The organism is Streptomyces sp. Rer75 (assembly GCF_013414305.1).
GTDB classification, from domain to species: domain Bacteria; phylum Actinomycetota; class Actinomycetes; order Streptomycetales; family Streptomycetaceae; genus Streptomyces; species Streptomyces himastatinicus.
On record NZ_CP058693.1, the window covers coordinates 4,521,000 to 4,544,282 of the forward strand.

At 73.2% G+C, this 23,283-nt stretch carries 17 protein-coding genes and 1 riboswitch; of the genes, 7 read left to right on the top strand and 10 right to left on the bottom strand.

The features are described 5' to 3' along the window. Positions 1–112 precede the first annotated feature (112 nt). From HYQ63_RS18930 to HYQ63_RS18950, 5 genes are all read right to left on the bottom strand, one after another. Positions 113–1,633: a hypothetical protein gene (locus HYQ63_RS18930; RefSeq protein ID WP_179935021.1), complete on the bottom strand. Its 1,521-nt coding sequence runs from the start codon at positions 1,631–1,633 to the stop codon at positions 113–115. A gap of 96 nt (positions 1,634–1,729) precedes the next feature. Beyond that, on the bottom strand, positions 1,730–2,668 hold the full coding sequence (locus tag HYQ63_RS18935) for a hypothetical protein (protein WP_179935022.1): 939 nt from the start codon (positions 2,666–2,668) through the stop codon (positions 1,730–1,732). A 156-nt stretch (positions 2,669–2,824) separates the two neighbouring features. Beyond that, entirely contained in the window at positions 2,825–4,063 is a 1,239-nt protein-coding gene (locus HYQ63_RS18940; RefSeq protein WP_179935023.1) for a VWA domain-containing protein, read from the bottom strand. Further along, positions 4,060–6,564, bottom strand: a complete 2,505-nt coding sequence (locus tag HYQ63_RS18945; protein WP_257232630.1) for a DUF5682 family protein — start codon at positions 6,562–6,564, stop codon at positions 4,060–4,062. The genes HYQ63_RS18940 and HYQ63_RS18945 overlap by 4 nt, the downstream gene beginning before the upstream one ends. 14 nt (positions 6,565–6,578) lie before the next feature. Then, positions 6,579–7,715: an AAA family ATPase gene (locus HYQ63_RS18950; protein ID WP_179935024.1), complete on the bottom strand. Its 1,137-nt coding sequence runs from the start codon at positions 7,713–7,715 to the stop codon at positions 6,579–6,581. Positions 7,716–7,863: 148 nt separating this feature from the next. Between HYQ63_RS18950 and HYQ63_RS18955 the strand changes: the two genes are divergently transcribed. Together HYQ63_RS18955 and HYQ63_RS18960 are read left to right on the top strand one after the other, a co-directional pair. After that, positions 7,864–9,423, top strand: coding sequence for an SWIM zinc finger family protein (locus tag HYQ63_RS18955; RefSeq protein WP_179935025.1), 1,560 nt, complete (start codon positions 7,864–7,866; stop codon positions 9,421–9,423). Continuing rightward, on the top strand, positions 9,420–11,063 hold the full coding sequence (locus tag HYQ63_RS18960) for a DUF5691 domain-containing protein (protein WP_179935026.1): 1,644 nt from the start codon (positions 9,420–9,422) through the stop codon (positions 11,061–11,063). Before HYQ63_RS18955 ends, HYQ63_RS18960 begins: the two co-directional genes overlap by 4 nt. Before the next feature lie 396 nt (positions 11,064–11,459). Here the strand turns inward: HYQ63_RS18960 and HYQ63_RS18965 are convergent, their stop codons facing one another. Continuing rightward, complete coding sequence (locus HYQ63_RS18965; RefSeq protein WP_063734934.1) at positions 11,460–11,870, bottom strand: cobalamin B12-binding domain-containing protein; 411 nt, start codon at positions 11,868–11,870, stop codon at positions 11,460–11,462. Between the two features lie 297 nt (positions 11,871–12,167). On the opposite strand from HYQ63_RS18965, the gene HYQ63_RS18970 reads away from it, so the two are divergent. Continuing rightward, complete coding sequence (locus HYQ63_RS18970) at positions 12,168–12,962, top strand: triacylglycerol lipase (protein ID WP_179935027.1); 795 nt, start codon at positions 12,168–12,170, stop codon at positions 12,960–12,962. 188 nt (positions 12,963–13,150) lie between these two features. Further along, on the top strand, positions 13,151–14,863 hold the full coding sequence (locus HYQ63_RS18975; RefSeq protein ID WP_179940279.1) for a M23 family metallopeptidase: 1,713 nt from the start codon (positions 13,151–13,153) through the stop codon (positions 14,861–14,863). A gap of 54 nt (positions 14,864–14,917) precedes the next feature. Here HYQ63_RS18975 and pcrA read toward each other — a convergent pair whose 3' ends face one another. Further along, a complete protein-coding gene (gene pcrA / locus HYQ63_RS18980; RefSeq protein WP_179935028.1) occupies positions 14,918–17,431 on the bottom strand; it encodes a DNA helicase PcrA in 2,514 nt (837 codons plus the stop codon). 157 nt (positions 17,432–17,588) lie between these two features. Next, positions 17,589–17,793: riboswitch (cyclic di-AMP (ydaO/yuaA leader) on the top strand. A 7-nt stretch (positions 17,794–17,800) separates the two neighbouring features. On the opposite strand from pcrA, the gene HYQ63_RS18985 reads away from it, so the two are divergent. Next, the gene (locus tag HYQ63_RS18985; protein ID WP_179935029.1) at positions 17,801–18,982 is read left to right on the top strand and encodes a C40 family peptidase; all 1,182 of its coding nucleotides are present in this window, start codon (positions 17,801–17,803) and stop codon (positions 18,980–18,982) included. Between the two features lie 54 nt (positions 18,983–19,036). Here HYQ63_RS18985 and HYQ63_RS18990 read toward each other — a convergent pair whose 3' ends face one another. Next, the gene (locus HYQ63_RS18990; RefSeq protein WP_179935030.1) at positions 19,037–19,762 is read right to left on the bottom strand and encodes a L,D-transpeptidase; all 726 of its coding nucleotides are present in this window, start codon (positions 19,760–19,762) and stop codon (positions 19,037–19,039) included. 142 nt (positions 19,763–19,904) lie between these two features. Continuing rightward, positions 19,905–20,258 (bottom strand): hypothetical protein, encoded by a 354-nt coding sequence (locus HYQ63_RS18995; protein WP_179935031.1) that lies wholly within the window; start codon positions 20,256–20,258, stop codon positions 19,905–19,907. A 232-nt stretch (positions 20,259–20,490) separates the two neighbouring features. Here HYQ63_RS18995 and HYQ63_RS19000 point away from each other — a divergent pair, with 232 nt between their 5' ends. Continuing rightward, positions 20,491–21,567 carry an NlpC/P60 family protein gene (locus HYQ63_RS19000; RefSeq protein ID WP_373689213.1) on the top strand — a complete coding sequence of 359 codons (1,077 nt, stop codon included), beginning with the start codon at positions 20,491–20,493 and terminating at the stop codon, positions 21,565–21,567. On the opposite strand, the gene HYQ63_RS19005 is transcribed toward HYQ63_RS19000, so the two are convergent. Beyond that, positions 21,564–22,523, bottom strand: a complete 960-nt coding sequence (locus HYQ63_RS19005) for an alpha/beta fold hydrolase (protein WP_179935033.1) — start codon at positions 22,521–22,523, stop codon at positions 21,564–21,566. The genes HYQ63_RS19000 and HYQ63_RS19005 overlap by 4 nt on opposite strands. Positions 22,524–22,659: 136 nt before the next feature. Here HYQ63_RS19005 and HYQ63_RS19010 point away from each other — a divergent pair, with 136 nt between their 5' ends. After that, positions 22,660–23,268 carry an ABATE domain-containing protein gene (locus HYQ63_RS19010; protein WP_179935034.1) on the top strand — a complete coding sequence of 203 codons (609 nt, stop codon included), beginning with the start codon at positions 22,660–22,662 and terminating at the stop codon, positions 23,266–23,268. The last annotated feature ends 15 nt before the right edge of the window (positions 23,269–23,283 follow it).

Here is a 23,283-nt window from a genome sequence, read left to right on the forward strand (position 1 = left end):
CGGGCAGCCCCCTCCCCAACGAGGACTGCCCGCTCTCGGCTATTGCGCGGTGTTGCGGCTGCGTACGGCGGCGTCGGCGCCGCCGTACGCGGCGGTCATGCGGCCTCGGCCATCAGACGGCCGGGAGGGTGCCCGGGGCGGCCGGCAGGTCGGTCGGCAGCTGGGCCGGAACCTGCGGCAGGTCGGTCGGCAGCTGGGCCGGGACCTGCGGGAGGTCAGCCGGAACGTTCGGCACGTCGGTCGGCAGCTGAGCCGGAACCTGCGGCAGGTCGGTCGGCAGCTGGGCCGGGACCTGCGGGAGGTCAGCCGGAACGTTCGGCACGTCGGTCGGCAGCTGAGCCGGAACCTGCGGCAGGTCGGTCGGCAGCTGGGCCGGGACCGACGGCAGGTCCGCCGGGACGGTCGGCAGCTGGGCGGGGACGGCGGGCAGGGCCGGGAGCGCCGGGATGTTGGCGGCGTCGGTCAGGTCGACCGGGGCCACCGGGAGCAGGCTCTGCACCCGGGCCACGGTGTTCACCGCGGTGCCCTGCGCGTTCGTGGCGACGGAGCCGGTCAGGTCCAGCGCGAACGGAACCGTGGTGGTGGCCAGGTCGGCGGCGAACGGAACCGTGTTGTTGACGGTGTTCTGGGCGACCGGCACGGCGTTGGTCACGGTGTTCTGCACGAACGGCACGGCGTTGGCGACGGTGTCCTGCGCGAACGGAAGCACGTTGCTGGCGGTGCCCAGCGTGTAGCCCTGCGCGCTGCCCGCCACGTAGGCGACGTACGGAACGGTCTTGCCCGCGGCGTCACCGGCGAGCACACCGGCGTCGTTCACGGTGCCCTGCGCGACCGGGACGACCTTGACCACGATGCGGTTCGCGACGGGCGGCAGCACGTCGTCGGCGATACCGTTCACGACCGGCTTGGCGATGCCCACGGTGCCCTTGGCCTTGCCCGTCAGCTCCTCCGGACGGATGCCCGCGCCGGAGAGGGAGGCGAGCAGGTTGTCGGCAGCACCGGGGGCGGCGGGCAGCTTCGGGGTGGCCGGGAGCTGGGCGGGCAGCTCGGCCGGGGCGCCCTTGACGGACGGCACCGGGGCGGCGTTCGGCAGCGAGGAGCCGCTGACCGGCAGCGAGCCCAGGCCCGGCAGGTGCGGAACGACGCCGGGCACCTCGCCGGTGGGCAGGTCGACGTCGGCGGCCTTCTGGACGGACTTCACGGCGTGGTGCGCCTTCTTGACGACCTTGCCCGGCTTGGCGGCGTCACCGGTCACACCGTCGAGCGCGCCACCGGTCACGTCGCGGGTGGTCTTGGAGACGTCCGGCAGCTGGCCCTCGGCGGCACCGTCGACGGTGTCCTCGGCGGTGCCGGTCACGCCGTCCACGGTCTTCTTCGCGGAGTCGTTCAGCTGGGACGTGTCGGCCGCGTCGCCGGTCGCACCGTCAACCGTGTCGGTCACCTTGCCGGTGGTGTCCGTGACCTTGTCGGTCGTGTCGGTGACCTTGTCGGTAACGCCGTCCACCGTGCTGGAGACGCTGTCGGTGGAGGGGATGCTCGGGGTCTCGGCGGCACTGGCGGCGGCGGAGCCCAGGGCCCAGATCCCGGTGGCGGTGGCGGCGACGAGGATGGAACGGCGAATGTTGTTGCGCATGGTGGAGGAAGTCCTTCGAATTCAAGGGGGTTAACGGAACGGGCAGACCTGACCCGCCCCCGCGCGGCAGGTCTTACAGACGGGGGGAGGTCTGCCCTAGCCGGGGAATTCGAGGACTTCGTTGTACCGCTCGCGCGTCGGCGCAGAGCTGTCCGCGCGGACCGCACCGGGCGCGAGCCCGAAGTACGCGGCGCCGGACGGCGGCAGAGCGGCGTGGGTGTTCCCGCCACGGGGAGCGCCGCTGTCGCCGGTGCACTGGGTGACGGTCCCGAGGGGGGACCGCGGGAGGGGCAGCGGCGCCGGGGCGCCATCGCCCTGGCCCGCGCCGTCGGCAGCCCGGACGGCGGTGCCATGACCGTGGTCGTGGGAGTCGGCGGTACGGGGTGCGGCGGCGGCCGAGGCCGCCGTGTCCGGCCCCAGCGGGGCCGCGGCGGACCGGGCCGGGTGCGGCAAGGGGTGGTTCGCGTCGGCGTCGTCCGCCGCCGGGCCGTGGCCCGACGCGGCGCCGTGCGCACCGGAGGCGTCGCCCAGGGCGCCGACACCGGCGTCGCCGACCTCGGACAGCCGCACCGGAAGGTGCGTGCCCGTGGCGTCCTTGACCAGGTCATCGACCGGATCGGTGACCTGTCGCGCCTGCCGCTCGACCGGCTCGCGCACCGGTTCCACGGTCTTGCGGACCGTGTCGGTGGCGGTGTGTGCCGCCCGGCGCGCCACGGTGTCGGCGGTCTCGACCGCCTTGGCCGGGGCCTTCTTGGCTGCCGGTGCCACCTCGGCCGGGGTCTCCTTGGCCGGTGTTGCCTTGGCCGGGGTCTCCTTGGCCGGAACGGCCTTCGCGGCCGACTTCGCCGTGGCTCGCGCCGAGTCGACCAGGTCCGATGCCTGGGCCTGGTGGCCCGTCACCGATCCGGTCGTCAGCTCTCCCCGCTCGGCCGCCTGTGCGCTGCCACCGAAGAGGAACGCGAGTGCCAGGAAGCCCCCGAGGAACAGCGCCGCCAGCAGCGCCCGCCGCGCGGCCACGGTGCGCGGCAAGCGCACAGCGGCAGGCAAAGCGAACGCGGCAGACAAAAGGGGCCTTCCCTGGTACGGACAGCAGGCGAAGCGCCAAACCGGACGGTCACATTCACGTCCTGGCGACGAGAGTGATCCTTGCACGACCCACAGGGGGCCGCGCAAGCCCCTGGCCAGGGATGGTCACTGATGCATCGCCATGTCCGGTATCGGCAGTTGGCGCCGCTCGATGGCCGCCGCCATCACCTCCGGGAAGAGATCGGGGGTGCAGGCGAAGGCGGGTGCGCCGAGCGCGGCGAGCGCCGCCGCGTGCTCCCGGTCGTAGCTCGGCGCCCCCTCGTCGGACAGCGCCAGCAGCGCCACGAACTGCACCCCGGACGCCTTCATCGCGGCGACCCGCCCCAGCATCTCGTCGCGTATGCCGCCCTCGTAGAGGTCGCTGATCAGCACGACGACGGTGTCCGCGGGCCGGGTGATCTGCGACTGGCAGTACGCGAGCGCACGGTTGATGTCGGTGCCGCCGCCCAGCCGGGTGCCGAACAGGACGTCCACCGGATCGTCCAGCTCGTCGGTCAGGTCCACCACGGCGGTGTCGAAGACGACGAGCCGGGTGGCGATCGCCCGCATCGAGGCGAGCACGGCGCCGAAGACGGAGGCGTACACCACGGACGCGGCCATCGACCCCGACTGGTCGATGCACAGGATGACGTCCTTCTTCACCCCGCGCGCCGCCCGCCCGTAACCGACCAGCCGCTCGGGGACCACCGTGCGGTGCTCGGGGACGTAGTTCTTGAGGTTGGCACGGATGGTGCGGTTCCAGTCGATGTCCCGGTGGCGGGGGCGACTGACCCGGGCGGAGCGGTCGAGCGCGCCGGTGAGGGTCGCGCGGGTGCGGGTCGCGAGCCGCTTCTCCAGCTCCTCGACGACCTTGCGGACGACGGCACGCGCCGTGGTCCTGGTGGTCTCCGGCATCGCCTTGTTGAGCGAGAGCAGGGTGCCCACCAGATGCACGTCCGCCTCCACGGCCTCCAGCATCTCGGGCTCCAGCAACAGCGCCGACAGGCCGAGCCGGTCGATGGCGTCGCGCTGCATGACCTGGACGACGGAGGTGGGGAAGTACGTACGGATGTCACCGAGCCAGCGCGCCACCTGAGGCGCGGAGCCGCCGAGCCCGGCCGACCGCGAGGCACCGCCGCCCGCCGGGCCGCCGCCGCTTCCGGCGGCGACGCCCGCACCCCCGGGGCCGTCGCCGCCCCCGGATCCGTAGAGCGCTTCGAGCGTCTGGTCCATGGCGGCGTCGGTGCCGCTGAGGGAGCAGCCGGTGCCGTCGCCGCCCTCTCCGCCGAGCACCAGACGCCAGCGCCGCAGCCGTTCGTCGCCCGCGTCCGCGCCGGTTTCCGTGTCCGTGCTGGTGTCCGTCATCGGGCCGCCTCCGCGGTGTCGTCGTGGTCAGGGGCGGGGTCCAGGCCGAGCAGCAGCCGCACGGTCGGTACGACGGCGGCCGCGCGAGCCGCGTCGAGCCCGGCGCCGAAGCCGGGCGCGGCGGGCGCCGCGGGGGCCGCGCCCTCGCCGCCCTCGGCGCCCGCCTCACCGGCCGCGGGCCCGGGACCGCGGCGGACCAGCTCGCCCAGGGTGCGGCGGACGCCGGTGTCGTACGCGGAGAAGGTGCGCCGCAGCAGCGGCAGGACGTCCGTGAACGCCTCGGCGGGTACGGAGGTGAGCCAGCCGTCGACGAGGCCGAGCAGCCGTTCGTCGTGGACGAGCAGCATGCCGCCGCCCGCGCCGCCGCCGATGAACCCCTCGATCCAGGAGGCCGCTTCGGGCGGTGCGGTGCCGGGCGAGAGCGCGAGCCGCATCAGCCGGGCCGCCTCGTCCTCGGCGAGCCTCCCGTCGTCCAGCAGCAGGCGCGCGGCCCGGCCGCGGAGCAGCCCCGGGGTGGCCGGGGCGCCGTCCCGCCCGGCGATGGCACGCAGCACGGCCGCCCAGCGCGCCCGCAGCGAGTCGTCGGCCGACGGCCCGGACGGCGTAGACGGTCCGGACGGCACGGACGGTCCGGACGGCACGGACGGTCCGGACGGCACGGACGGTCCGGACGGCTTGGGCTCCGGCAGGAGACCGATCGCCCGGTGCACCGCCTCCAGGTGGCGGAGCATGTCGGCGGCACCGTCCGCGTCGAGCCCCACGCAGGCGGGCGGCAGCCCGACGAGGATTCGCTCGGCCAGGCCCGCGGCGACCTCGCCGAGCGCCGCGGTGTCGGTGCCGCGCACGTCCCCGTACCGCACCGACCGCACCAGGGCGGGCAGCGCCTGCGCGAGGTGGCCCACGTCGGCGTCGAGCGCGGCGCGGTCGGCGAGCGCGCGCATCACCACGGGGAGGGCGTCGGGGAGCGCGGCCAGCAGACAGCGCTCGGCCAGCTCGGTGACCTCGGCGAGGGCCGTGGCGCCCAGCGCCTCGGACTCGGCCTTGGCGGTGGCCGCGGACACCACGGTGGTGCCCCACACCCCGGCCTCCGCGACCCGCACCGCCAACTCCGGCTCCCAGCGCAGCCGCCACGTCTCGCGGAACGTGCCGGTGCTGCCGCGCGAGGACGCCGGGGTGCCCCAGCCGACCCCCAGTAGCCGCAGCCGGTGCAGCAGGCGGCTGCGCGCCGCGTCCATGTCCTTGCGCAGGTCGAGCTCCAGCTCCCGCTCCGCGGCCTCGGGCGCCAGCCGCAGCGAGCGCTGGGTGCGCCGCAGATCCTGCTGGAGCGGTACGGCGGGTGCCGACGCGGGGACCTCGCCCAGCACGTCCCCGACCACGAGCCGGTCCCGCACCAGCGCGATCGGCACGTCCGAGCCCTCGCACATGACGGCCCGCACGGCATCCGTCGTCTCGGCGAGCCCGGCGAGCGGGCGGCCGCGCAGGGCGGCGAGGGTTTCGGCGAGCCGCACGGCCTCGATGACGTGCGCGGACGACACCACGAAGTCCTCGCCCCTGAGCAGCCCGGCGACCTTGGTGAGCCAGCGCTCCAGGGGCCGGTCCGGAGCGTGGAAGAGATGGCTGTACCAGCCGGGCGAGGCGATCCCCGCCCCGTAGCCGCTGTGCCGGGCCAGTCGGCGGTGCGTCCAGGGCACCCAGCTGATCTCGGCCTTGACCTTCGGCAGCCCCCTGAGCAGCTTCCGGTCGGCGGTCACCGTGGAACGGGCGGCCAGCGCCGGTACGTGCCAGGCCCCGCACACGACGGCGACCCGCTCCCCGAACTCGCGCCGCGCCGCGTGCATCCGCAGCCGCATATGGGCCTCCCGGACGGCGTCGTCCTCGTGCCCGCCGTGCCCGTACGCGGCCCGCAGCTCCCCCATGGCCTCGCCGACGGCGGCGAACGCCGCGGTCCCGCCGACGCTGCGGTGCTCGACGACGTCCTCCCACCAGCGCTCCGGGTCCTCGTACCCGGCGGCCTCGGCGAGGACGGCGAGCGGATCGACGCGCACCCGCTCGGCGTCACCCGGCTCGCCGGGCTTCCCGGGCTTCCCGGGCTCCGGGGCGTCCGCATCGCCCTTCGCGGTCATGGCCAGGGAGTTCGCGGCGGGGAGGTCGATGAACCGTACGGGCACGTCGCGGGCCAGCGCCCACTGGATGGCCGCCCACTCCGGCGAGAACCCGGCCAGCGGCCAGAACCCGGCGCGCCCCGGGTCGTTCGCCACGTGCGCGAGCAGCGCGACGGGCGGGCGCATGTCCTCGTCGGCGGCGAGGTGCACCAGCGCGTCCGCCTCCGGCGGGCCCTCGATGAGCACGACGCCGGGCTCGCACTCGTCGAGCGCCGCCCGCACGGCCCGCGCCGACCCGGGCCCGTGATGCCGCACCCCCAACAACACCGGCCACTCCGGCACGATGACCCCAGCGGCCTCGGCGGTCTCGGGGGCCCCTGCGGGCCCGCCCACCGGCATCGGCTCCGCTGTCCTCACGCGCTCACCTCTCGGCACGCGCGGTAGAAGTCCTTCCAGCCGTCGCGCTCGCGGACGACCGCCTCCAGGTACTCCTGCCAGATGACGCGGTCGGCGGACGGGTCGCGGACGACCGCGCCCAGGATGCCCGCGGCCATGTCATCGGCCCTCAGCACGCCGTCGCCGAAGTGGGCGGCGAGCGCCAGCCCGTTCGTCACCACGGAGATGGCCTCCGCCGTCGACAGGGTGCCGGAGGGCGACTTGAGCTTCGTACGGCCGTCGCCGGTCACGCCTTCGCGCAGCTCGCGGAAGACGGTGACGACGCGACGGATCTCCTCCACGCCCTCCGGGGCCTCGGGAAGGTCCAGCGAGCGGCCGATCTGGGCGACGCGGCGGGCGACGATGTCGACCTCGTCCTCCGGGGTCGCGGGCAGCGGCAGCACCACCGTGTTGAAGCGGCGGCGCAGCGCGCTGGACAACTCGTTGACGCCGCGGTCGCGGTCGTTGGCGGTGGCGATGAGGTTGAAGCCGCGGACCGCCTGGACCTCCTCCCCCAGCTCGGGGATCGGCAGGGTCTTCTCGGACAGGACGGTGATCAGGGTGTCCTGCACATCGGCCGGGATGCGCGTCAGCTCCTCCACGCGCGCGGTCATGCCGTCCGCCATCGCCCGCATCACGGGGCTCGGGACGAGCGCGTCACGGCTCGGGCCCCGGGCGAGGAGCCGGGCATAGTCCCAGCCGTAGCGGATGGCTTCCTCGGGCGTCCCGGCCGTGCCCTGGACCAGCAGCGTCGAATCGCCGCTGACCGCCGCCGCCAGGTGCTCCGAGACCCAGGTCTTGGCCGTGCCGGGGACGCCGAGCAGCAGCAGGGCGCGGTCGGTGGCGAGCGTGGTGACGGCGACCTCGACGATCCGGCGCGGGCCCACGTACTTGGGCGTGATCACGGTGCCGTCCGGCAGCGTCCCGCCGAGCAGATACGTGGCGACGGCCCACGGCGACAGCCGCCAGCGGGCCGGGCGCGGGCGGTCGTCGGCGGCGGCCAGGGCGCTCAGCTCGTCGGCGAAGGCGTCCTCGGCGTGCGGACGGAGGACCTCGACGGCCTCGCCGCCCTCGGTGATTTCAGGTGAATTGGTTCCGGACACAGTGACGGTCACAGCTCCCCCACGACTCGTTGCTCGTTCCGCTCCCGGACGCGCAATTCACTGTGCACCACCCCACTGACAACCGCCCCGGCAACCTGCCCGACGTCAACGGGCCCGCAGGTCAGGGCCATTGTCAGTGGGTGGGCGTACCGTCGCAGACATGAATCCGCAGGGGGAACGCTGGACGGCGGAACAGGTGCTGGCCCTGGCTCCTGACACCGCGTCGCACAAAGCGGGCGGCAAGCTCGCCGGGGCCGCGTCGTGGTCCGGCACGGGCGCGCGGGGCCAGGCGGTCTGGGGGCTGTGCGCGGGCAGCGGCAGCGAGCCGTACCGGACGGTGGTCGACCTGCACGGCCCCGCGTATCGGTGCAGCTGCCCGAGCCGGAAGTTCCCGTGCAAGCACGCGCTCGGGCTGCTGCTTCTGTGGGGGTCCGGCGGGGCGGGGGTGCCGGAGGGCGGGGAGCCGCCCGAGTGGGCCGGGCAGTGGCTCGGCGAGCGGCGCGAGCGCGCGCGGAGCGCGGCGGCGGCCGCGAGCGGGGGCGCGGGCCCGGAAGCCGCGGGGGGCGGCGGGGCGGGGGACGACGGCGCGGGGGTCGAAGGCGCGGGGAAGGGACCGGGCGGCGCCGCCGATCCGGCCGCTGCCCGCCGCCGCGCCGAGCGGCGCGCCCAGCGCATCGCGGCGGGCGCCACGGAGCTGGAGCAGCGGCTGTCGGACCTGCTGCGGGACGGCCTGGCCACGGCCGACCGCGCCGGATACGGGGCGTGGGACGAGACGGCCGCCCGCATGGTCGACGCCCAGGCCCCCGGCCTGGAGGCACGGGTGCGGGAGCTGGGCACGATCCCCTCCTCCGGCCCCGGCTGGCCGGCCCGGCTGCTGGAGGAATGCGCCCTGGCGCACCTCCTCAACCAGGGCTTCCTCCACCTCGACAGCCTGCCGGAGGAGCTGGCGGCCACCACGCGCTCCCGGGTCGGCGTCACGGTGCCGGTGGCCGAGCTGCTCGCGCACGGGCGGCCGGTCCGGGACCACTGGCTCGTCCTGGGCCGCGAGGACAGCAGCGACGGCAAGCTCACCACCCGGAGGATCTGGCTCCGCGGCCGTGGCACGGGCCGGATGGCGATGCTGCTGTCCTTCGGCGCGGCGGGCCGGGCCCCCGAGCAGGCCCTGCCCCTCGGTCTGGTGCTCGACGCGGACCTCACCTATTACCCGGGCACACATCCACTCCGGGCCGCGCTGGGCACGCGCTACCCGCCCGCCGCGCCTCCGCTGCCGCCCGGATGGGCCCCGGCGGCCGCCGCGGACGGCGGGGGCGGTGCGGGCAGCGCGGACGGCGCGGACGGCGGGGCGGCCACGGAAGTCCCGGCACCCGCCGGGGTGCCCGACGGCGGCGGCATCGACGCGGCGCTCGCCGCCTACGGCGAGGCGCTGAGCGACGACCCCTGGCTGGAGGGCTGGCCCGTCGTGCTCTCCGGCGTCACGCCCGTCCCCGGCGACGACGGATGGCAGCTGGCGGACGAGGCGGCCGGGACCGCGCTCCCCGTCGATCCGAGGTGCCTCGGCCGTACGAACCTGTGGCAGCTCGCGGCGATATCGGGCGGCCGCCCCGTCACCGTCTTCGGCGAGTGCGGGCACCGCGGCATCACGCCCCTCACCACCTGGGATCCGGAACCCGTCCCGCTCGGCATCGGCGCCGGCCCGACCTCGTACGGAGGCACGCGTTGACCAGGACCAGCACCGCATCCGCCCCCACCCCCGCAGCCGTGTCGTGGGACGACCTCGTCGCCGCCGCCCTGCTCGGCACCGAGCGCCGCACCCCGCCCGTCGCCGTGCGCCCCGGGCAGGACGCCCCGTCCGCCCTGCTGGACGCCGCCGCGCTCAGCACCGTACGGCGGCGGGCCGGGCTGCGCCCCGCCCCCGCCCGGCCGGGCCCGGCCCCCGCGCCCGAGGACCCGCGACCGCCGCTCCCGCCTGCCGCCCGCAGTCGGCTGGCGATGCTGCTGGCCGACCGCTCGGCCCCCGGGCGCAGCGGGCCGCGTTCCGCCCCCGACCTGGCCGAGCTGCTGCCCCAGTGGCTCGCCCTCGCCAACCAGCACGGCTACCGCGCGCCCGACGCACTGCTCCCGACCCTGCTCGACGCGGCCCGGGCCCGTACCGACCTGCGGCCCGATGCGCTCACCCTCGGCGGGCCCCGGGCGCTGTGGCTCGCCCGGCTCAACCCGGACTGGAAGTTCGCCCTGCGAGGCGGGCCGCCCGGGCGGGGCACGGCGCCCGCGTCCGAGTCGGGCGGTGGCGTCGCGGACGACGCCGACGTGCGGCGGCAGTGGGAGGAGGGGCTGTTCGCCGAGCGGGTGTCGCTGCTGGCCAGGACCCGCCACCGCGACCCGGCGGCCGGGCTCGCCCTGCTCGGCGGCACCTGGTCCGCGGAGCGGGCGGAAGACCGGCTGATGTTCCTGGACTCGCTCCGCGACGACCTCGTGCCCTCCGATGAACCCTTCCTGGAGCAGGCGCTGTCCGACCGCAGCCGGAACGTCCGGGCGACCGCGGCCGAGTTGCTGGCCGCGCTCCCCGGTTCCGCGTTCGCCGCGCGGATGGCGGAGCGGTCCGCGGCCTGCGTCTCCCTGTCCCCGGACGGCGGACAGATCACCGTCGACGCACCGGCGCAATGCGACAGCGGGATGCAGCGCGACGGCGTCGTGCCCAAGCCGCCGTCCGGTCGGGGGGAACGGTCCTGGTGGCTGAGCCAACTGGTGGAGGCCACGCCGCTGAGCTGCTGGTCCGAGTGGTTCGGCGGGCTGGACGCGGACCGGATCGTGGCCCTGCCGGTCGCCGACGGCTGGAAGGGGGACCTGCACGCCGCCTGGTGCCGGGCGGCCGTGCGGCAGCGGAGCGCGGAGTGGTCGCGCGCGCTCCTCGGCTCCCCGGGCGCGCCCCCCGCCGCCGCGGGCGAGCCCGCCCCGGCGGTCTGGCGGGACCCGGCGAAGCTGCTGTCCGCCCTGCCCCCGGAGGAACGGGCGCAGTGGGTCGCCGACTTCATCGCCTCCCACGGGCTGTCCGACGCGTTCCGGCTGCTGGGGGTGTGCGCGGTGCCGTGGGCCGAGCCGCTGGGCGGGGCGGTCGTGGACGCGCTGGACATCGCGCGGGACGCGGGCAGCTACCCCTGGAGTTTCAGCGGGATCATGGGCCTGGCCGAGCGCTGCCTCGACCCGGCCCAGGCGGACCGCCTGGAGGTGCTGACCGCCCTGCCGGACGAACCGGAGGGCGCGGCGCCGGGTGCCGGTGGGTACTGGTCGGAGGCGTTCCAGCGGTTGGTGGGGACGCTGAGGCTGCGGGCGGCGATGCGGTCCGAACTGGCCGGGGGCTGATTCCCCCACCCCGCCCCTCCCCGAAACCGGGGCTCCGCCCCGGGCCCCGGTCACGGGCGAGCCCCTGGCCCCGGCAGGAAAGCGCCGGTCGGCGGGGTCGCACGGGCACGCGGGCAGCGATGCGAGCCGAGTTGGCCGGGGCTTCCCCTACCCCGCCCCTCCCCGAAACCGGGGCTCCGCCCCGGGCCCCGGTCACGGGCGAGCCCCTGGCCCCGGCAGGAAAGCGCCGGTCGGCAGGGTCGCACGGGCACGCGGGCAGCGATGCGAGCCGAGTTGGCCGGGGCTTCCCCTACCCCGCCCCTCCCCGAAACCGGGGCTCCGCCCCGGGCCCCGGCTCGCGTCCACCGGTCGGCGGGAGCGATGCGGGGCGGGCCCCGGTTGGGGCGCGGCCTCGGGTCAGGCGGCTACGGGGCGGACGTTTTGGCGGACCCAGTCGACGATCGACGTCGTCGTCGCGCCCGGGGTGAAGATCTCCGCTACGCCCTGTTCCTTCAGCGGGGGAATGTCCGCCTCGGGGATGATGCCGCCGCCGAAGACCTTGATGTCCTCCGCCTCGCGTTCCCGCAGCAGCTCCAGCACCTTGGCGAAGAGCGTCATATGGGCACCGGAGAGGATCGAGAGGCCGATCGCGTCGGCGTCCTCCTGGATCGCGGTGTCGACGATCTGCTCGGGGGTCTGGTGGAGGCCGGTGTAGATGACCTCCATGCCCGCGTCGCGCAGCGCCCGGGCGATGACCTTCGCGCCGCGATCATGGCCGTCGAGGCCCGGCTTGGCCACCACCACACGGATCGGACCGGTCACACCCATCGCAGCCTCCAAGCCCTAGCGCGCGCATCCGCGTGAACGAACGTTATGTCCAGCTTCCCGCAAGCATCCCCTACCCGGCAGTTTCGCGATGCGCGGCGAGGGGGAAATCACACCCGGGACATGTTCGACCTCGGGTCGACCACCAAGGGGAGCCGCAGCGGGGACCGTCGCACCGCGCCGCGCAGCCCGGCAGCCGCATGGACGGCGGCATGGCATGGGCATGGCGTCGCGGTGCGACGGCGCGGTCTGCCACGGCCGCGGCTGCCCTCAGCGCAAGGGCACAAGGGGGCGGTCGCCGTGGGCCTCGTATTCAGTCAAGACAGGCAGAGCAATCAAGGCAGTCGGGTCCGGGCCCTGGCGCTCGATCTGGCGATTCTCGCCGGGCATCTCCTCCTCTACCCCACCGGCCTCCGGCAGGAGCGTCCGCCCGCCACACCCCCACCCGACCTCCAAGGGCAACGCCCCGTGCTGCTCCTCCACGGCTTCATCGACAACCGTTCCGTCTTCGTGCTGCTGCGCCGTTCCCTCCTCCGTCACGGCCGACAGCACGTCGAGGCCCTCAACTACTCCCCGCTGACCTGCGACCTCCGCACCGCCGCCGCGCTGCTGGCCCGCCATGTCGAGGACGTCTGCGCCCGCACCGGCCACAGCCGGGTCGACATCGTGGGCCACAGCCTCGGCGGGCTGATCGCGCGTTACTACGTCCAGCGGCTGGGCGGCGATGTGCGGGTGCACTCCCTGGTCACGCTGGGCACCCCGCACTCCGGCACCCGCGTCGCGCCCTTGTTGTCCGCACATCCGCTCGTGCGTCAGATGTGCCCGGACTCCGAGGTGATAACGGAGTTGAGGCAGCCTGCCCCCGAATGCCGTACGCGTTTCGTTTCTTTCTGGAGTGATGTGGATCAGTTGATGATCCCCGCGGAAGTCGCCCGCATAGACCATCCAGATCTGATCTTTCGCAACATCCGGGTCAGCGGTGTGGGACATCTCGCTCTACCGGTTCACTCGGCCGTCGCCACCGGGATCCGGGAGGCGCTGGACGCCGCCAATGCCGCGCAGGCGGACACTTCGGGCGCGTTCTCGGTCGCCTGATACGGCCGAAAATTGCCGAACAGCCGTCGAACGCCGGACCAAGAGCGGGCGCACAGTCAACCGAAAGAGGTCCAAATGCCCTTTCCCGTGATGCCCAAAACTTGCTGAAGATTGTCGCTCCCGCGTACCGCCGGGTACAGTCGCCGCTAATTCTCCTGCAGCCGAGGCGAAAGAGAAGTTGGTTGGTGGTGAACGACCGTCACCCGTCGGGGGCAACCCCGACCGTCCCTGCTCCCGACGCCTCGTATTCCTATGACGGGGCCTACGGCCAGCAGCAGGACACAGCGCACGGTTACGCCGGGTACGACGGCTACTCCACCGGCAGCTTCGACAACCTCGGGGCCGCGTACGGTGAGGCCGCCGACCCCCTCTTCGGCTCCCTCCCAGGCAGTTACGGGGACGGCCAGGGCGACCCGCACGGCGGGCACAGCGGCCAGTACGACGCGACCCAGTGGAGCGGCGGATCCGCGTACGACACCGGCGCCTACGACACCACCGCGATGTGGGCCGCCTCCGGCTATCAGCTCCCCACCGACGTACCCACCCAACGGCAGGACGACACCGGCGGCCACTGGGACGCCGGTACCTGGGACGACACCGGTGCCTGGGACACCCACTCCCCTCAGCAGCAGTGGGAGACGGGCGTGTACGACACCTACGGGCAGTACGACACCGGCACGGGGCAGTTCGATACGGGGCAGTTCGATACCGGACAGGCCGATACGGGCCACTTCGACACGGGGCACTTCGATACGGGCCAGTTCGACACGGGGCAGTACGACACCGGGCAGTACGACACCGCCGGGCAGTACGACACCGGCGCGTACGACATCTCGGGGCAATACGAGGTCATCAGCCAGCACGCCGCGTACGACACCTCCGGCGTCGACACCGGGCAGACCCAGTTCTGGGATACCTCGGCCTACGCCACCGTCGACGAGTCGCAGTACGGCGAGTCGCCGTACGACGACGGGACGGCACCCTTCGAGCAGGCCGAGCAGGGCGAGCACGCGGAGCACGCCGCGCAGACCGCCGTCTTCGAAGCCGTGGCCGAGCCGGAACCCCACCCCGACCCCGACCTCGATCCCGAGCCCGTCGCCGACATCACGCCGCCCTCCGCAACCACCGCCACCGCCACCCGCTCCGGTGGCCGCGCCCGCCGCCGCACCGCGCCCTCCCGCCCCAAGCGCTCCGCGCTCCTCACCGTCGCCGTCCCCTCCGTCTGCGCGCTCGGCGTCACCGCCGTGGCCGCCGCCTCCGTGAGCGGCAGCATGTCCAGCGACAAGAAGGACGACACGACCACGCAGGCGGCCCCCGACGCCCAGCCCGTCAAGGCATCCGTCGCCAACAGCGAGATGGACACCCGGCTCGCCGGGGTCGACGACGGCGTCAACGACTTCCGGGAGCGCGCCAGCCGTACCCAGGAGCGGATCGACCTCAAGGAGCGCCAGGAAGCCGAGAAGAAGCGCAAGGCCGCGGAGGCGGCGCGCAAGGAGGCGATGCGCCCCAAGTTCGCGCTGCCGGTGAAGCAGCACGGGCTGAGCGCCACTTTCGGCCAGGCGGGCCTCAACTGGATGTCGCTGCATTCCGGGATCGACTTCCCGGTCAGCGAGGGCACGCCCGTCATGGCGGCGACCGACGGCACCGTGCGCACCCAGTGGAACGACGCCTTCGGCAACATGGTCATATTGACCGCTCCCGACGGCACGGAGACCTGGTACTGCCACCTCAGCAGCACCAAGATCCGCTCCGGGACCGTCAAGGCCGGGGACGTCATGGCCTACTCGGGGAGTTCCGGCAACTCCACCGGCCCGCACCTGCACTTCGAGGTGCACCCGGGCGGCGGGGAGGCAGTGGACCCGCTGCCGTGGCTGCAAAGCCACGGCATCAACCCCAACTGACCGCCCTCACCGCACAGAAGCGCAGAAGCGCAGAAGCGCACAACAACGCCAGCGTCAGAGCTTTTCGACCGGCGCGTACCGCAGCAGCAGCCGCTTCGGCTTCTCGCCGCCGAAGTCGATCGTCGCCTCCGCGTTGTCCCCGGTGCCCTTCACCGCCACCACGGTGCCGAGCCCGAACGAGTCGTGCGTCACCCGGTCCCCGATGGTCAGGGAGACCACCGGGCGGTCCTTCGCCCGCCGCGTCGCGAAACCGGACGCACCGGACGCGGAAGACCCGGACCGCGAGCGCGACGACGAGAACCCGGACGACAGCCCCGCCCCGCCGCCCGACGACATGGCACCCATCGACGCCGACGGGGTCGCGGGCCCGGTGCGCCGCCACTGCACGTACTGGTCGGGGATCTCCTCCAGGAAGCGGGACGGCGGGTTGTACGCGGGCTGGCCCCAGGCGCTGCGCATCGTCGACCGGGACAGATACAGCCGCTCGCGGGCGCGCGTGATCCCGACGTACGCCAGCCGCCGCTCCTCCTCCAGCTCCTTGGTCTGGCCGAGGGCGCGCATGTGCGGGAAGACCCCGTCCTCCATGCCGCTGAGGAACACGACCGGGAACTCCAGCCCCTTGGCCGTGTGCAGCGTCATCAGCGTGATGACCCCGGTGCCCTCCTCGTCCTCGTCGGGGATCTGGTCGGAGTCGGCGACGAGCGCGACCTGCTCCAGGAAGTCCGCGAGCGTGCCGGGGTTCTCCTCGCCCCGGTCCTGCTCGAACTCCAGGGCCACGGAGGCCAGCTCCTGGAGGTTTTCGATGCGGGTCTCGTCCTGCGGATCGGTGGACGCCTGGAGCTCGGCCAGATAGCCGGTGCGCTCCAGCACGGCTTCCAGCACGGTCGCCGGGCCCGCGCCCGACTCCACGATGGTCCGCAGCTCCTCCATGAGCGTGTTGAACCGCTTGACCGCGTTCGCCGAGCGGGCCGCCATGCCGTACGCCTCGTCGACGCGGCGCAGCGCCTGCGGGAAGGTGATCTTCTCGCGGGCGGCGAGCGCGTCGATCATCGCTTCGGCGCGGTCGCCGATGCCGCGCTTGGGCACGTTCATGATGCGGCGCAGCGGTACGGCGTCCTCGGGGTTGGCCAGCACGCGCAGGTACGCGAGGACGTCGCGGACCTCCTTGCGCTCGTAGAAGCGGACCCCGCCGACGACCTTGTACGGCAGCCCGACCCGGATGAAGATCTCTTCGAAGACACGGGACTGGGCGTTGGTGCGGTAGAAGACCGCGACGTCCCCGGCCCGGGCGTCCCCCGCGTCCGTCAGCCGGTCGATCTCGTCGGCGACGAACTGGGCCTCGTCGTGCTCGGTGTCGGCGACGTAGCCGGTGATGGTGGCGCCGGTGCCCGCCTCGGTCCACAGGTTCTTCGGTCGGCGGTTCTCGTTGCGCTCGATGACGGCGTTGGCCGCGCTCAGGATCGTCTGCGTGGAGCGGTAGTTCTGCTCCAGCAGGATCGTCCGCGCGTCCGGATAGTCCTCCTCGAACTGGAGGATGTTACGGATCGTGGCGCCCCGGAACGCGTAGATCGACTGGTCGGCGTCGCCCACGACGCACAGCTCCCCGGCCTCCTCCTCGTCCCTGCCCACCAGCTCGCGCACCAGCGTGTACTGAGCGTGGTTGGTGTCCTGGTACTCGTCGACCAGGACGTGCCGGAAGCGGCGGCGGTAGTGCTCGGCGACGTCCGGGAACGCCTGGAGCAGATTGACCGTGGTCATGATGATGTCGTCGAAGTCGAGGGCGTTGGCCTCGCGCAGCCGCGACTGGTACATCGCGTACGCCTCGGAGAGCGTCTTCTCGAAGCCGTCCGCTGCCTGACCGGCGAAGGTCTCCTCGTCGATCAGCTCGTTCTTCAGGTTGGAGATCTTGGCGCTGAACGACTTCGGCGGGAACTTCTTCGGGTCGAGATCGAGATCCCGGCACACCAGCGCCATCAGCCGCTTCGAGTCGGCCGCGTCGTAGATCGAGAACGATGAGGTGAAGCCCAGCTTCTTCGACTCGCGGCGCAGGATGCGCACGCACGCGCTGTGGAAGGTCATCACCCACATCGCGTTCGCCCGTGGGCCGACCAGCTCCTCGACCCGCTCCTTCATCTCGCCCGCCGCCTTGTTGGTGAAGGTGATGGCGAGGATCTGGCCGGGGTGCACATGGCGGGTGCCGAGCAGATACGCGATGCGGTGGGTGAGCACCCGGGTCTTGCCGGACCCGGCGCCCGCGACGATCAGCAGCGGCGAGCCGGTGTGCTCCACGGCGGCCCGCTGCTGATCGTTCAGCCCCTCCAGCAGCGCCGCCGGGTCGACGGCGGGGCGGGCCGCGCCGTCCCGGTAGTACGCCTCTCTGGTCCCGCTCGGCACCGGCGCGTCGAATGCGCCCGTGAAGAGGTGGTGCGGCACCTCCTCGCCGCCTGAACCGTCCGACCCGTCCGAACCGCCGCCGTGGCCCGGGTGTGCGGAATCCTCGGGCGGCGGGGGCTCCTCCTCCGGAGGCCCGAGGCTCGCCAGGAAGCTGTCATCAAAGAGGCTGCTCATCGCTCACCGAGTTTAGGCGGCCGCACTGACAGCCTACGCATGGATGTCACGAAACGGTTTCGGGCATATCGACCACCAGCCTTCACAGGAGCCCCACGAGTTGGCTACCGTCCTCCCCCAGGCGGCCCGTAGACCCGTCGGCGAACCGCGCCGGCCCGGGCGGCCTCCGCCGAGTCCGGTCGCGCCGCGAGGCAGCCGGAGCCGGGGACCCACAACGCAACACCGGGGTGAATCGGCCCGAGCTGCGGTACGACACGTACGGCATGTACGACGTGACGTCCCGCCCGCGCAAGGCCGTAGGGCAACCTTCCGTACCGCCCGAACCCGACAGCTAACCCGGTAGGCGGTCCACGGAAGGAGTCGCCTCCCTTGGCGTCGCACCGCAAGCCGCGGACCCGAATACCCACCGCCGCCTCCTCCACCGGGCGCCGCACGGCCGTCGGATTCACCACCGCCGCCCTCGCCTCCGTCACCCTCCTCTCCCAGACCGCGAACGCCGCCCCGGGCGATCCGAAGCCCGGCACCACGCAGTCGATCGAGGCGGTCAAGGAGAAGGTGGACACCCTCTACCACCAGGCGGAAACCGCCACCCAGCACTACAACGCCGCCAAGGAGCGCTCCGAGCAGCAGCGCACCAAGGTCAACCGGCTGCTGGACGATGTCGCCGAGAACACGGAGAAGCTCAACGAGGCGCGCCGCACGCTCGGCACCTACGCCGCGGCCCAGTACCGCAACGGCGGCATGACGTCGAGCGCCGCGAGCCTGCTGTTCTCCAACGACCCGCAGGACCTCTTCGACCAGTCGCATCTGATGAACCGGATGGCCGGTTCGCAGAAGCGGGCGGTCGACGACTTCCAGACGCAGGCGGCGAAGGCCGCCAAGGAGCGCCGCGAGGCCGCCAGGAGTCTGGAGTCGCTGACCGAGACCCAGCGAGAGCTGAAGACCAAGAAGAAGTCCGTCCAGGACAAGCTCGCGCAGGCCCGCCGGCTGCTGGCGAACCTGACCGCCAAGGAGAAGGCGCGGCTGGCGGCGATCGAGAAGAAGAAGGCCGAGGAGGCGCGGCGCAAGGCGGCCGAGCTGGCTGAAAAGCAGCGGGAGGCCGCGGCCCAGCAGAAGCAGCAGGAACAGGAGCAGCAGTCGAGCGGCGGTTCCTCTTCCGGTTCCGGAAGCAGCTCGGCAGGCTCGTCCACCGCCTCGAACAGCACCAAGGCGGCCAAGGCGATCGACTTCGCGGAGTCCCAGCTCGGCAAGCCGTACGTCTGGGGCGCGACAGGACCCAACTCCTACGACTGCTCGGGGCTCACCCAGGCCGCCTGGAAGGCCGCCGGGGTCTCACTGCCGCGCACCACGTGGGACCAGGTGAAGGTCGGTACGCGCGTCTCGACCTCCGAGCTCAAGCCCGGTGATCTCGTCTTCTTCTACGACGACATCAGCCACGTCGGGCTCTACATCGGCGACGGGATGATGATCCACGCGCCGAAGCCGGGGGACGTGGTGAAGAAGGCGCCGATCACCGAGATGCCGATCTACGGGAGCGTGCGGCCCGCGTAGCCGCAGTGCGGCTGCCCGTCCCCGCACGGGCAGCCGCTGCTCACACCGGCCGGATCACGTGCCCGGCTTGCGCCCGTACACGTACACGTCGTCGCCGTTCCGCAACAGGCTCCAGTACTTCTTCGCGTCACCGGAGCGCATGTTGACGCAGCCATGGGAGCCGGGCGGCGACCACACGCTCCCCGCGATGGAGTGGAAGGCCTGGCCGCCGTCGAAGAACTGGCTGTACGGCATGGCCACGTTGTAGATCGTCGACCAGTGGTTCTTGTTCCGCCAGTAGACCTTCTTCAGCCCGGTGCGGGTCTCGTACCTGTCCCGCCCGGTGCGCACCGGCACCGGCCCGAACACCAGCCGCGAACCGTCCTGCACCCAGCTGAGCTGCCGGCTGAGGTCGACGCAGGCGATGCGGCCCTTGTTGGTGGGGCACTTGCGCGCCGCGTTGGGGTTACGGCCCGCCGCGTTCTGCGCGTTGATCAGCTTCATGACGCCCCAGGTGACGGGGCCCGCGTAGCCGATGGTCGGGCTGATGCCGTGGTTGATCTGGAATCTCTGCGTCGCCCGGCAGTCCCCCGAGGACTGCCGACCGTCGACGGGACGGCCGAGGAACTTCTCGACCTGCTTCTGATACGGACCGGTGCCCGCCGTGCACGACGTCGCCGCCTGCGCCGGTGCCGTACCGAGCGCGACGGACAGCGGCACCACCATGCCCGCCATGCCCAAGGCGACCGCCGTACGGCGGCGCCATGCCCGCCACGCCCCGAATCCTGCCTTTACCCCCATTGCGCGCTCCCTCCGGGCTTGCCCTTGACGGGTAAGACAGTCGAAGAGTGCGCCGGGTTGCGCTTACAGGTGCGATTTCCCCCATTCCGCCCCTTCCCGCCCCCGGGTTGGCCCAGCAGGCAGGGGACGGGACGTCAGCGGGTCAGGTCCAGAGCACGGCGATGAAGATGTTCACCGTCGTCAGCGCGCCGACCGCGCCGAAGACCGCGGGCTCCACCTTCTCCTCGTCCCGCTTCACGTACACCAGGCCCAGGATCACGATCAGCAGCGCCAGCTTGACGCCGATCTTGACGTTGTTGACGGTCTGATCGTCCGCCTGGTTCAGCCCGACCAGTGCCGCGCCCGTGACCAGCATGGTCAGCGCGCCGTGCAGCATCCCCGGCGTCATCCGCGCGCCGTCCCCGCGTATCGCCGAGAGCTGGGAGAGGAAGCCCCCCAGCAGGGCGGCGATGCCGACGATGTGCAGGCCGACGAACACATTGATGAGTACGTCCATGGCACCGGAGACTAGCGCCGCTCATATCACCGCCAGTCACCCGGGTACACCCCGATCGGCACATCGGTCACAGCCGCCCCGATCCCGCCCACCCCGCGCCGTCCCCGCGATCAGCAGGCGCCACCGGGGGGACGAATCCGTCCACCTCCGTTCATCTCAGCGCGTCGCGCCGCCGACCGGCCTAGCTTCCCCTCCCAGAAGCACCAAGAAGCACGCCCCCCACGAAAGGTGAATCGCCGCAGTGGCGCCGCAGCCCCCCACGAAGCCGAAGCAGCGGCACCGCTCGTCGCTCACCGGCACCACCCTCCGCACCGCCGTGACCCTCGCCCTCGCGGGCGCCGCCTCCGCGACCGCCCTCCCGGGCATCGGGCACGCCGAGCCCCGTCTGACGCCCGAGCAGGTGAAGGCGAAGGTCGAGGCGTACGAGCGGGAGGCGGAGGAGGCCACCGAGAAGTACGACGGCGCCCGGGCCGCGGCCGAGAAGGCACAACGGTCCCTCCACCGGTTACGCGACGAGGCCACCCGCCGCACCGCCCGCCTCAACACGGCGCGCAACGCCCTCGGCGCCTTCGCCGCCGCCCAGTACCGCTCCGGCACCGTCGCCCCCGCCCTCCAGCTGGCCCTGTCCTCCTCCCCCGGCCAGTACCTCCAGCGCGCCTCGCTCGCCGACCGCGCGGGCGACCGCCAGGCGGTGACGATCGCGCGCATCACCCGCGAGGAGCGGTCGCTGCGCCGGGTCCGGGGCGAGGCGGCCGACCGGCTCCGTACGCTGCGTGCCGCGCAGGCCGCCGCGTCCCGCCACAAACACGCGGTCCAGGACAAGCTGGCCGCGGCCGACGCGCTGCTGGCCAAGCTGACCCACGCCCAGCGCGACCGCCTCCGCGCCGCCCAGGACGCGCGTACCGCCCAGGACGCCCGTACCGCGTCGACGCCCCGGCACGGCGCCCCCGCCCGGACGGGCGGCCGGGCGGCCCGCGCCATCTCCTTCGCGTACGAGGCGCTCGGCAAGCCGTACGTCTGGGGCGCGACCGGGCCGTACGGCTACGACTGTTCGGGCCTGACCCAGGCCGCGTGGCGCGCCGCCGGGGTGTCCCTGCCGCGTACCACCTACACCCAGATCAACGCGGGCCGCCGCATCGCGCGCGGCGAACTGGCCCCCGGTGACCTGGTCTTCTTCTACTCCGGCGTCAGCCATGTCGGCCTCTACATCGGCAACGGCCTGATGATCCACGCCCCGCGCCCCGGCGCCCCGGTCCGGGTGGCCCCGATCGACCAGATGCCCTTCGCGGGCGCGGCCCGCCCGGTCTAAGCGCGGAGAAAGGGCAGCAAGTGCTCGAGCAGCGCGTCCGGGCTCTCCTCGGGGACGTAGTGCCCGCACTCCGGGAGCACGACGCTGTCGAGCCGTTCGGTCACCGGGCCGAGCAGGGCGGCGAGGCGTTCGCCCTGGCTGCGGGCTCCGGCGACGCCGAGGACGGGCATGGGGAGCGGGTGCTGCTTGCGCCGCTCGTTCTGGGCGATGTTGTCGTCCGTCGCCCGGTAGTACTCGAAGCTGGCGCGCAGCGCCTCGGGGTCGCGGGCGAGGGTTTCGACGTAGAAGCCGACGGCTGAGTCCGGCAGTGGCCGCGCGGCCTTCGTACGGAACTGGTCGCCGTAGTAGAGGTGCTCGCGGCCGCGGACGAGCTGTTCGTTGAGGCCGCGCTTCCGGTTGAAGGCGAAGTGCCACAGCATGTCGTTCTGCGCCTCGGGGCCGAAGACGGGGATGTCGGGGGCGAGGCCGGGGATCATGGCGTCGAGCAGGGCGAGGCGTTCGACCGCGGCGCCGTGGTCGGCGGCGAGGGCGTAGCCGATCCACATGCCGACGTCGTGTCCGGCCATCGCGAAGCGTTCGTGGCCGAGCACCCGCATGAGGGCGACGAGTTCGGCCGCCACGGTGCCGGTGTCGTATCCGTCGCGGGGCTTGTCCGACGGTCCGACGCCGCGCGGGTCGACGGCGACGACGCGGAAGTGTTCCGCGAGGCGCGGCATGACGTGGCGCCACACGTACCAGTTCTGCGGCCAGCCGCCGACGAGGAGCAGCGGCCGCCCGGCGCCGCCCTGCACGGTGTGCAGGTCGACGTCACCGACGCGGACCAGGGTGCTCTCGAAGACGTCCGCGAAGCCGTCGGGGAGCCAGGGGACACCGCTCACGGTGCCGAATCCGGTGAGCGGGCGGGGGGCGGTGGTCGTGCCGGTGGTGGTCGTGGCAGTGGTGCCGGTGGTGGTCATGCGCGCTTCTCCTCGCACTCGGCGCGTCGCTCTCGTGAACCATTTAAACTGGTTCGCTAGAGCCGATTAAGCCGGTTCTTTCGCCGGGCGTCAAGCGCTGCCCTCACGGAACCGGGAGGGCGTAGGATGAACCACCATGACCGGTTCACCTACCGCCGGAGGCTTCCGGCTCGGCAACGAGATCCTGGCGTTCCGCTTCGTCGCCACCCTCAGCGAGCGGCGCGGCGACGCAGCGGTGGAGCGGATCCCCACCCCGGACCGGCTCCGGGCCTGGCTCGTCGCCAACGAGCTGGGCAGCGCGGACATGCCGGTCTCCGACGCCCTGCTGCGGGACGCCCGCGAACTGCGCGAGGCCATCCACCGGGCCGGTACCGCCGTCGCCGCCGACGACGTGCCGGACCCGGCGGACGAGGACCTGCTCAACCGCTGGACCGCACGTCACCGGGCGCGCCTGGTCCTCACCGGCGGGCGGGCCCGGTGGCGGCTCCCGGACAGCGACCCCGCCCGCGCGGCGCTGGCCGTCGTCGCCGTCGACGCCGTGGCGACGCTCGGCGCGCACCACAACGACGGCCACGGCGACGGCGGCAGCCACGGCGACGGCGTGATCAAGCGCTGCGAGCAGCGCACCTGCGGAGGGCTCTTCCTGGACACCAGCCGCGGACGGCGACGACGCTGGTGCTCCATGGCGACCTGCGGAAACAAGGTGAAGAAGGCGAACCTCAAGAGCCACAGGGCGAACGAATAATCGGTTGCCGCCGGC

Coding starts and splice junctions, on each gene's coding strand:
- HYQ63_RS18930 (WP_179935021.1), bottom strand. CDS start 1,633: ATGCGCAACAACATTCGCCGTTCCATCCTCGTCGCCGCCACCGCCACC.
- HYQ63_RS18940 (WP_179935023.1), bottom strand. CDS start 4,063: ATGACGGACACCAGCACGGACACGGAAACCGGCGCGGACGCGGGCGAC.
- HYQ63_RS18945 (WP_257232630.1), bottom strand. CDS start 6,564: ATGCCGGTGGGCGGGCCCGCAGGGGCCCCCGAGACCGCCGAGGCCGCT.
- HYQ63_RS18955 (WP_179935025.1), top strand. CDS start 7,864: ATGAATCCGCAGGGGGAACGCTGGACGGCGGAACAGGTGCTGGCCCTG.
- HYQ63_RS18965 (WP_063734934.1), bottom strand. CDS start 11,870: ATGGGTGTGACCGGTCCGATCCGTGTGGTGGTGGCCAAGCCGGGCCTC.
- pcrA (WP_179935028.1), bottom strand. CDS start 17,431: ATGAGCAGCCTCTTTGATGACAGCTTCCTGGCGAGCCTCGGGCCTCCG.
- HYQ63_RS18990 (WP_179935030.1), bottom strand. CDS start 19,762: ATGGGGGTAAAGGCAGGATTCGGGGCGTGGCGGGCATGGCGCCGCCGT.
- HYQ63_RS18995 (WP_179935031.1), bottom strand. CDS start 20,258: ATGGACGTACTCATCAATGTGTTCGTCGGCCTGCACATCGTCGGCATC.
- HYQ63_RS19005 (WP_179935033.1), bottom strand. CDS start 22,523: ATGACCACCACCGGCACCACTGCCACGACCACCACCGGCACGACCACC.
- HYQ63_RS19010 (WP_179935034.1), top strand. CDS start 22,660: ATGACCGGTTCACCTACCGCCGGAGGCTTCCGGCTCGGCAACGAGATC.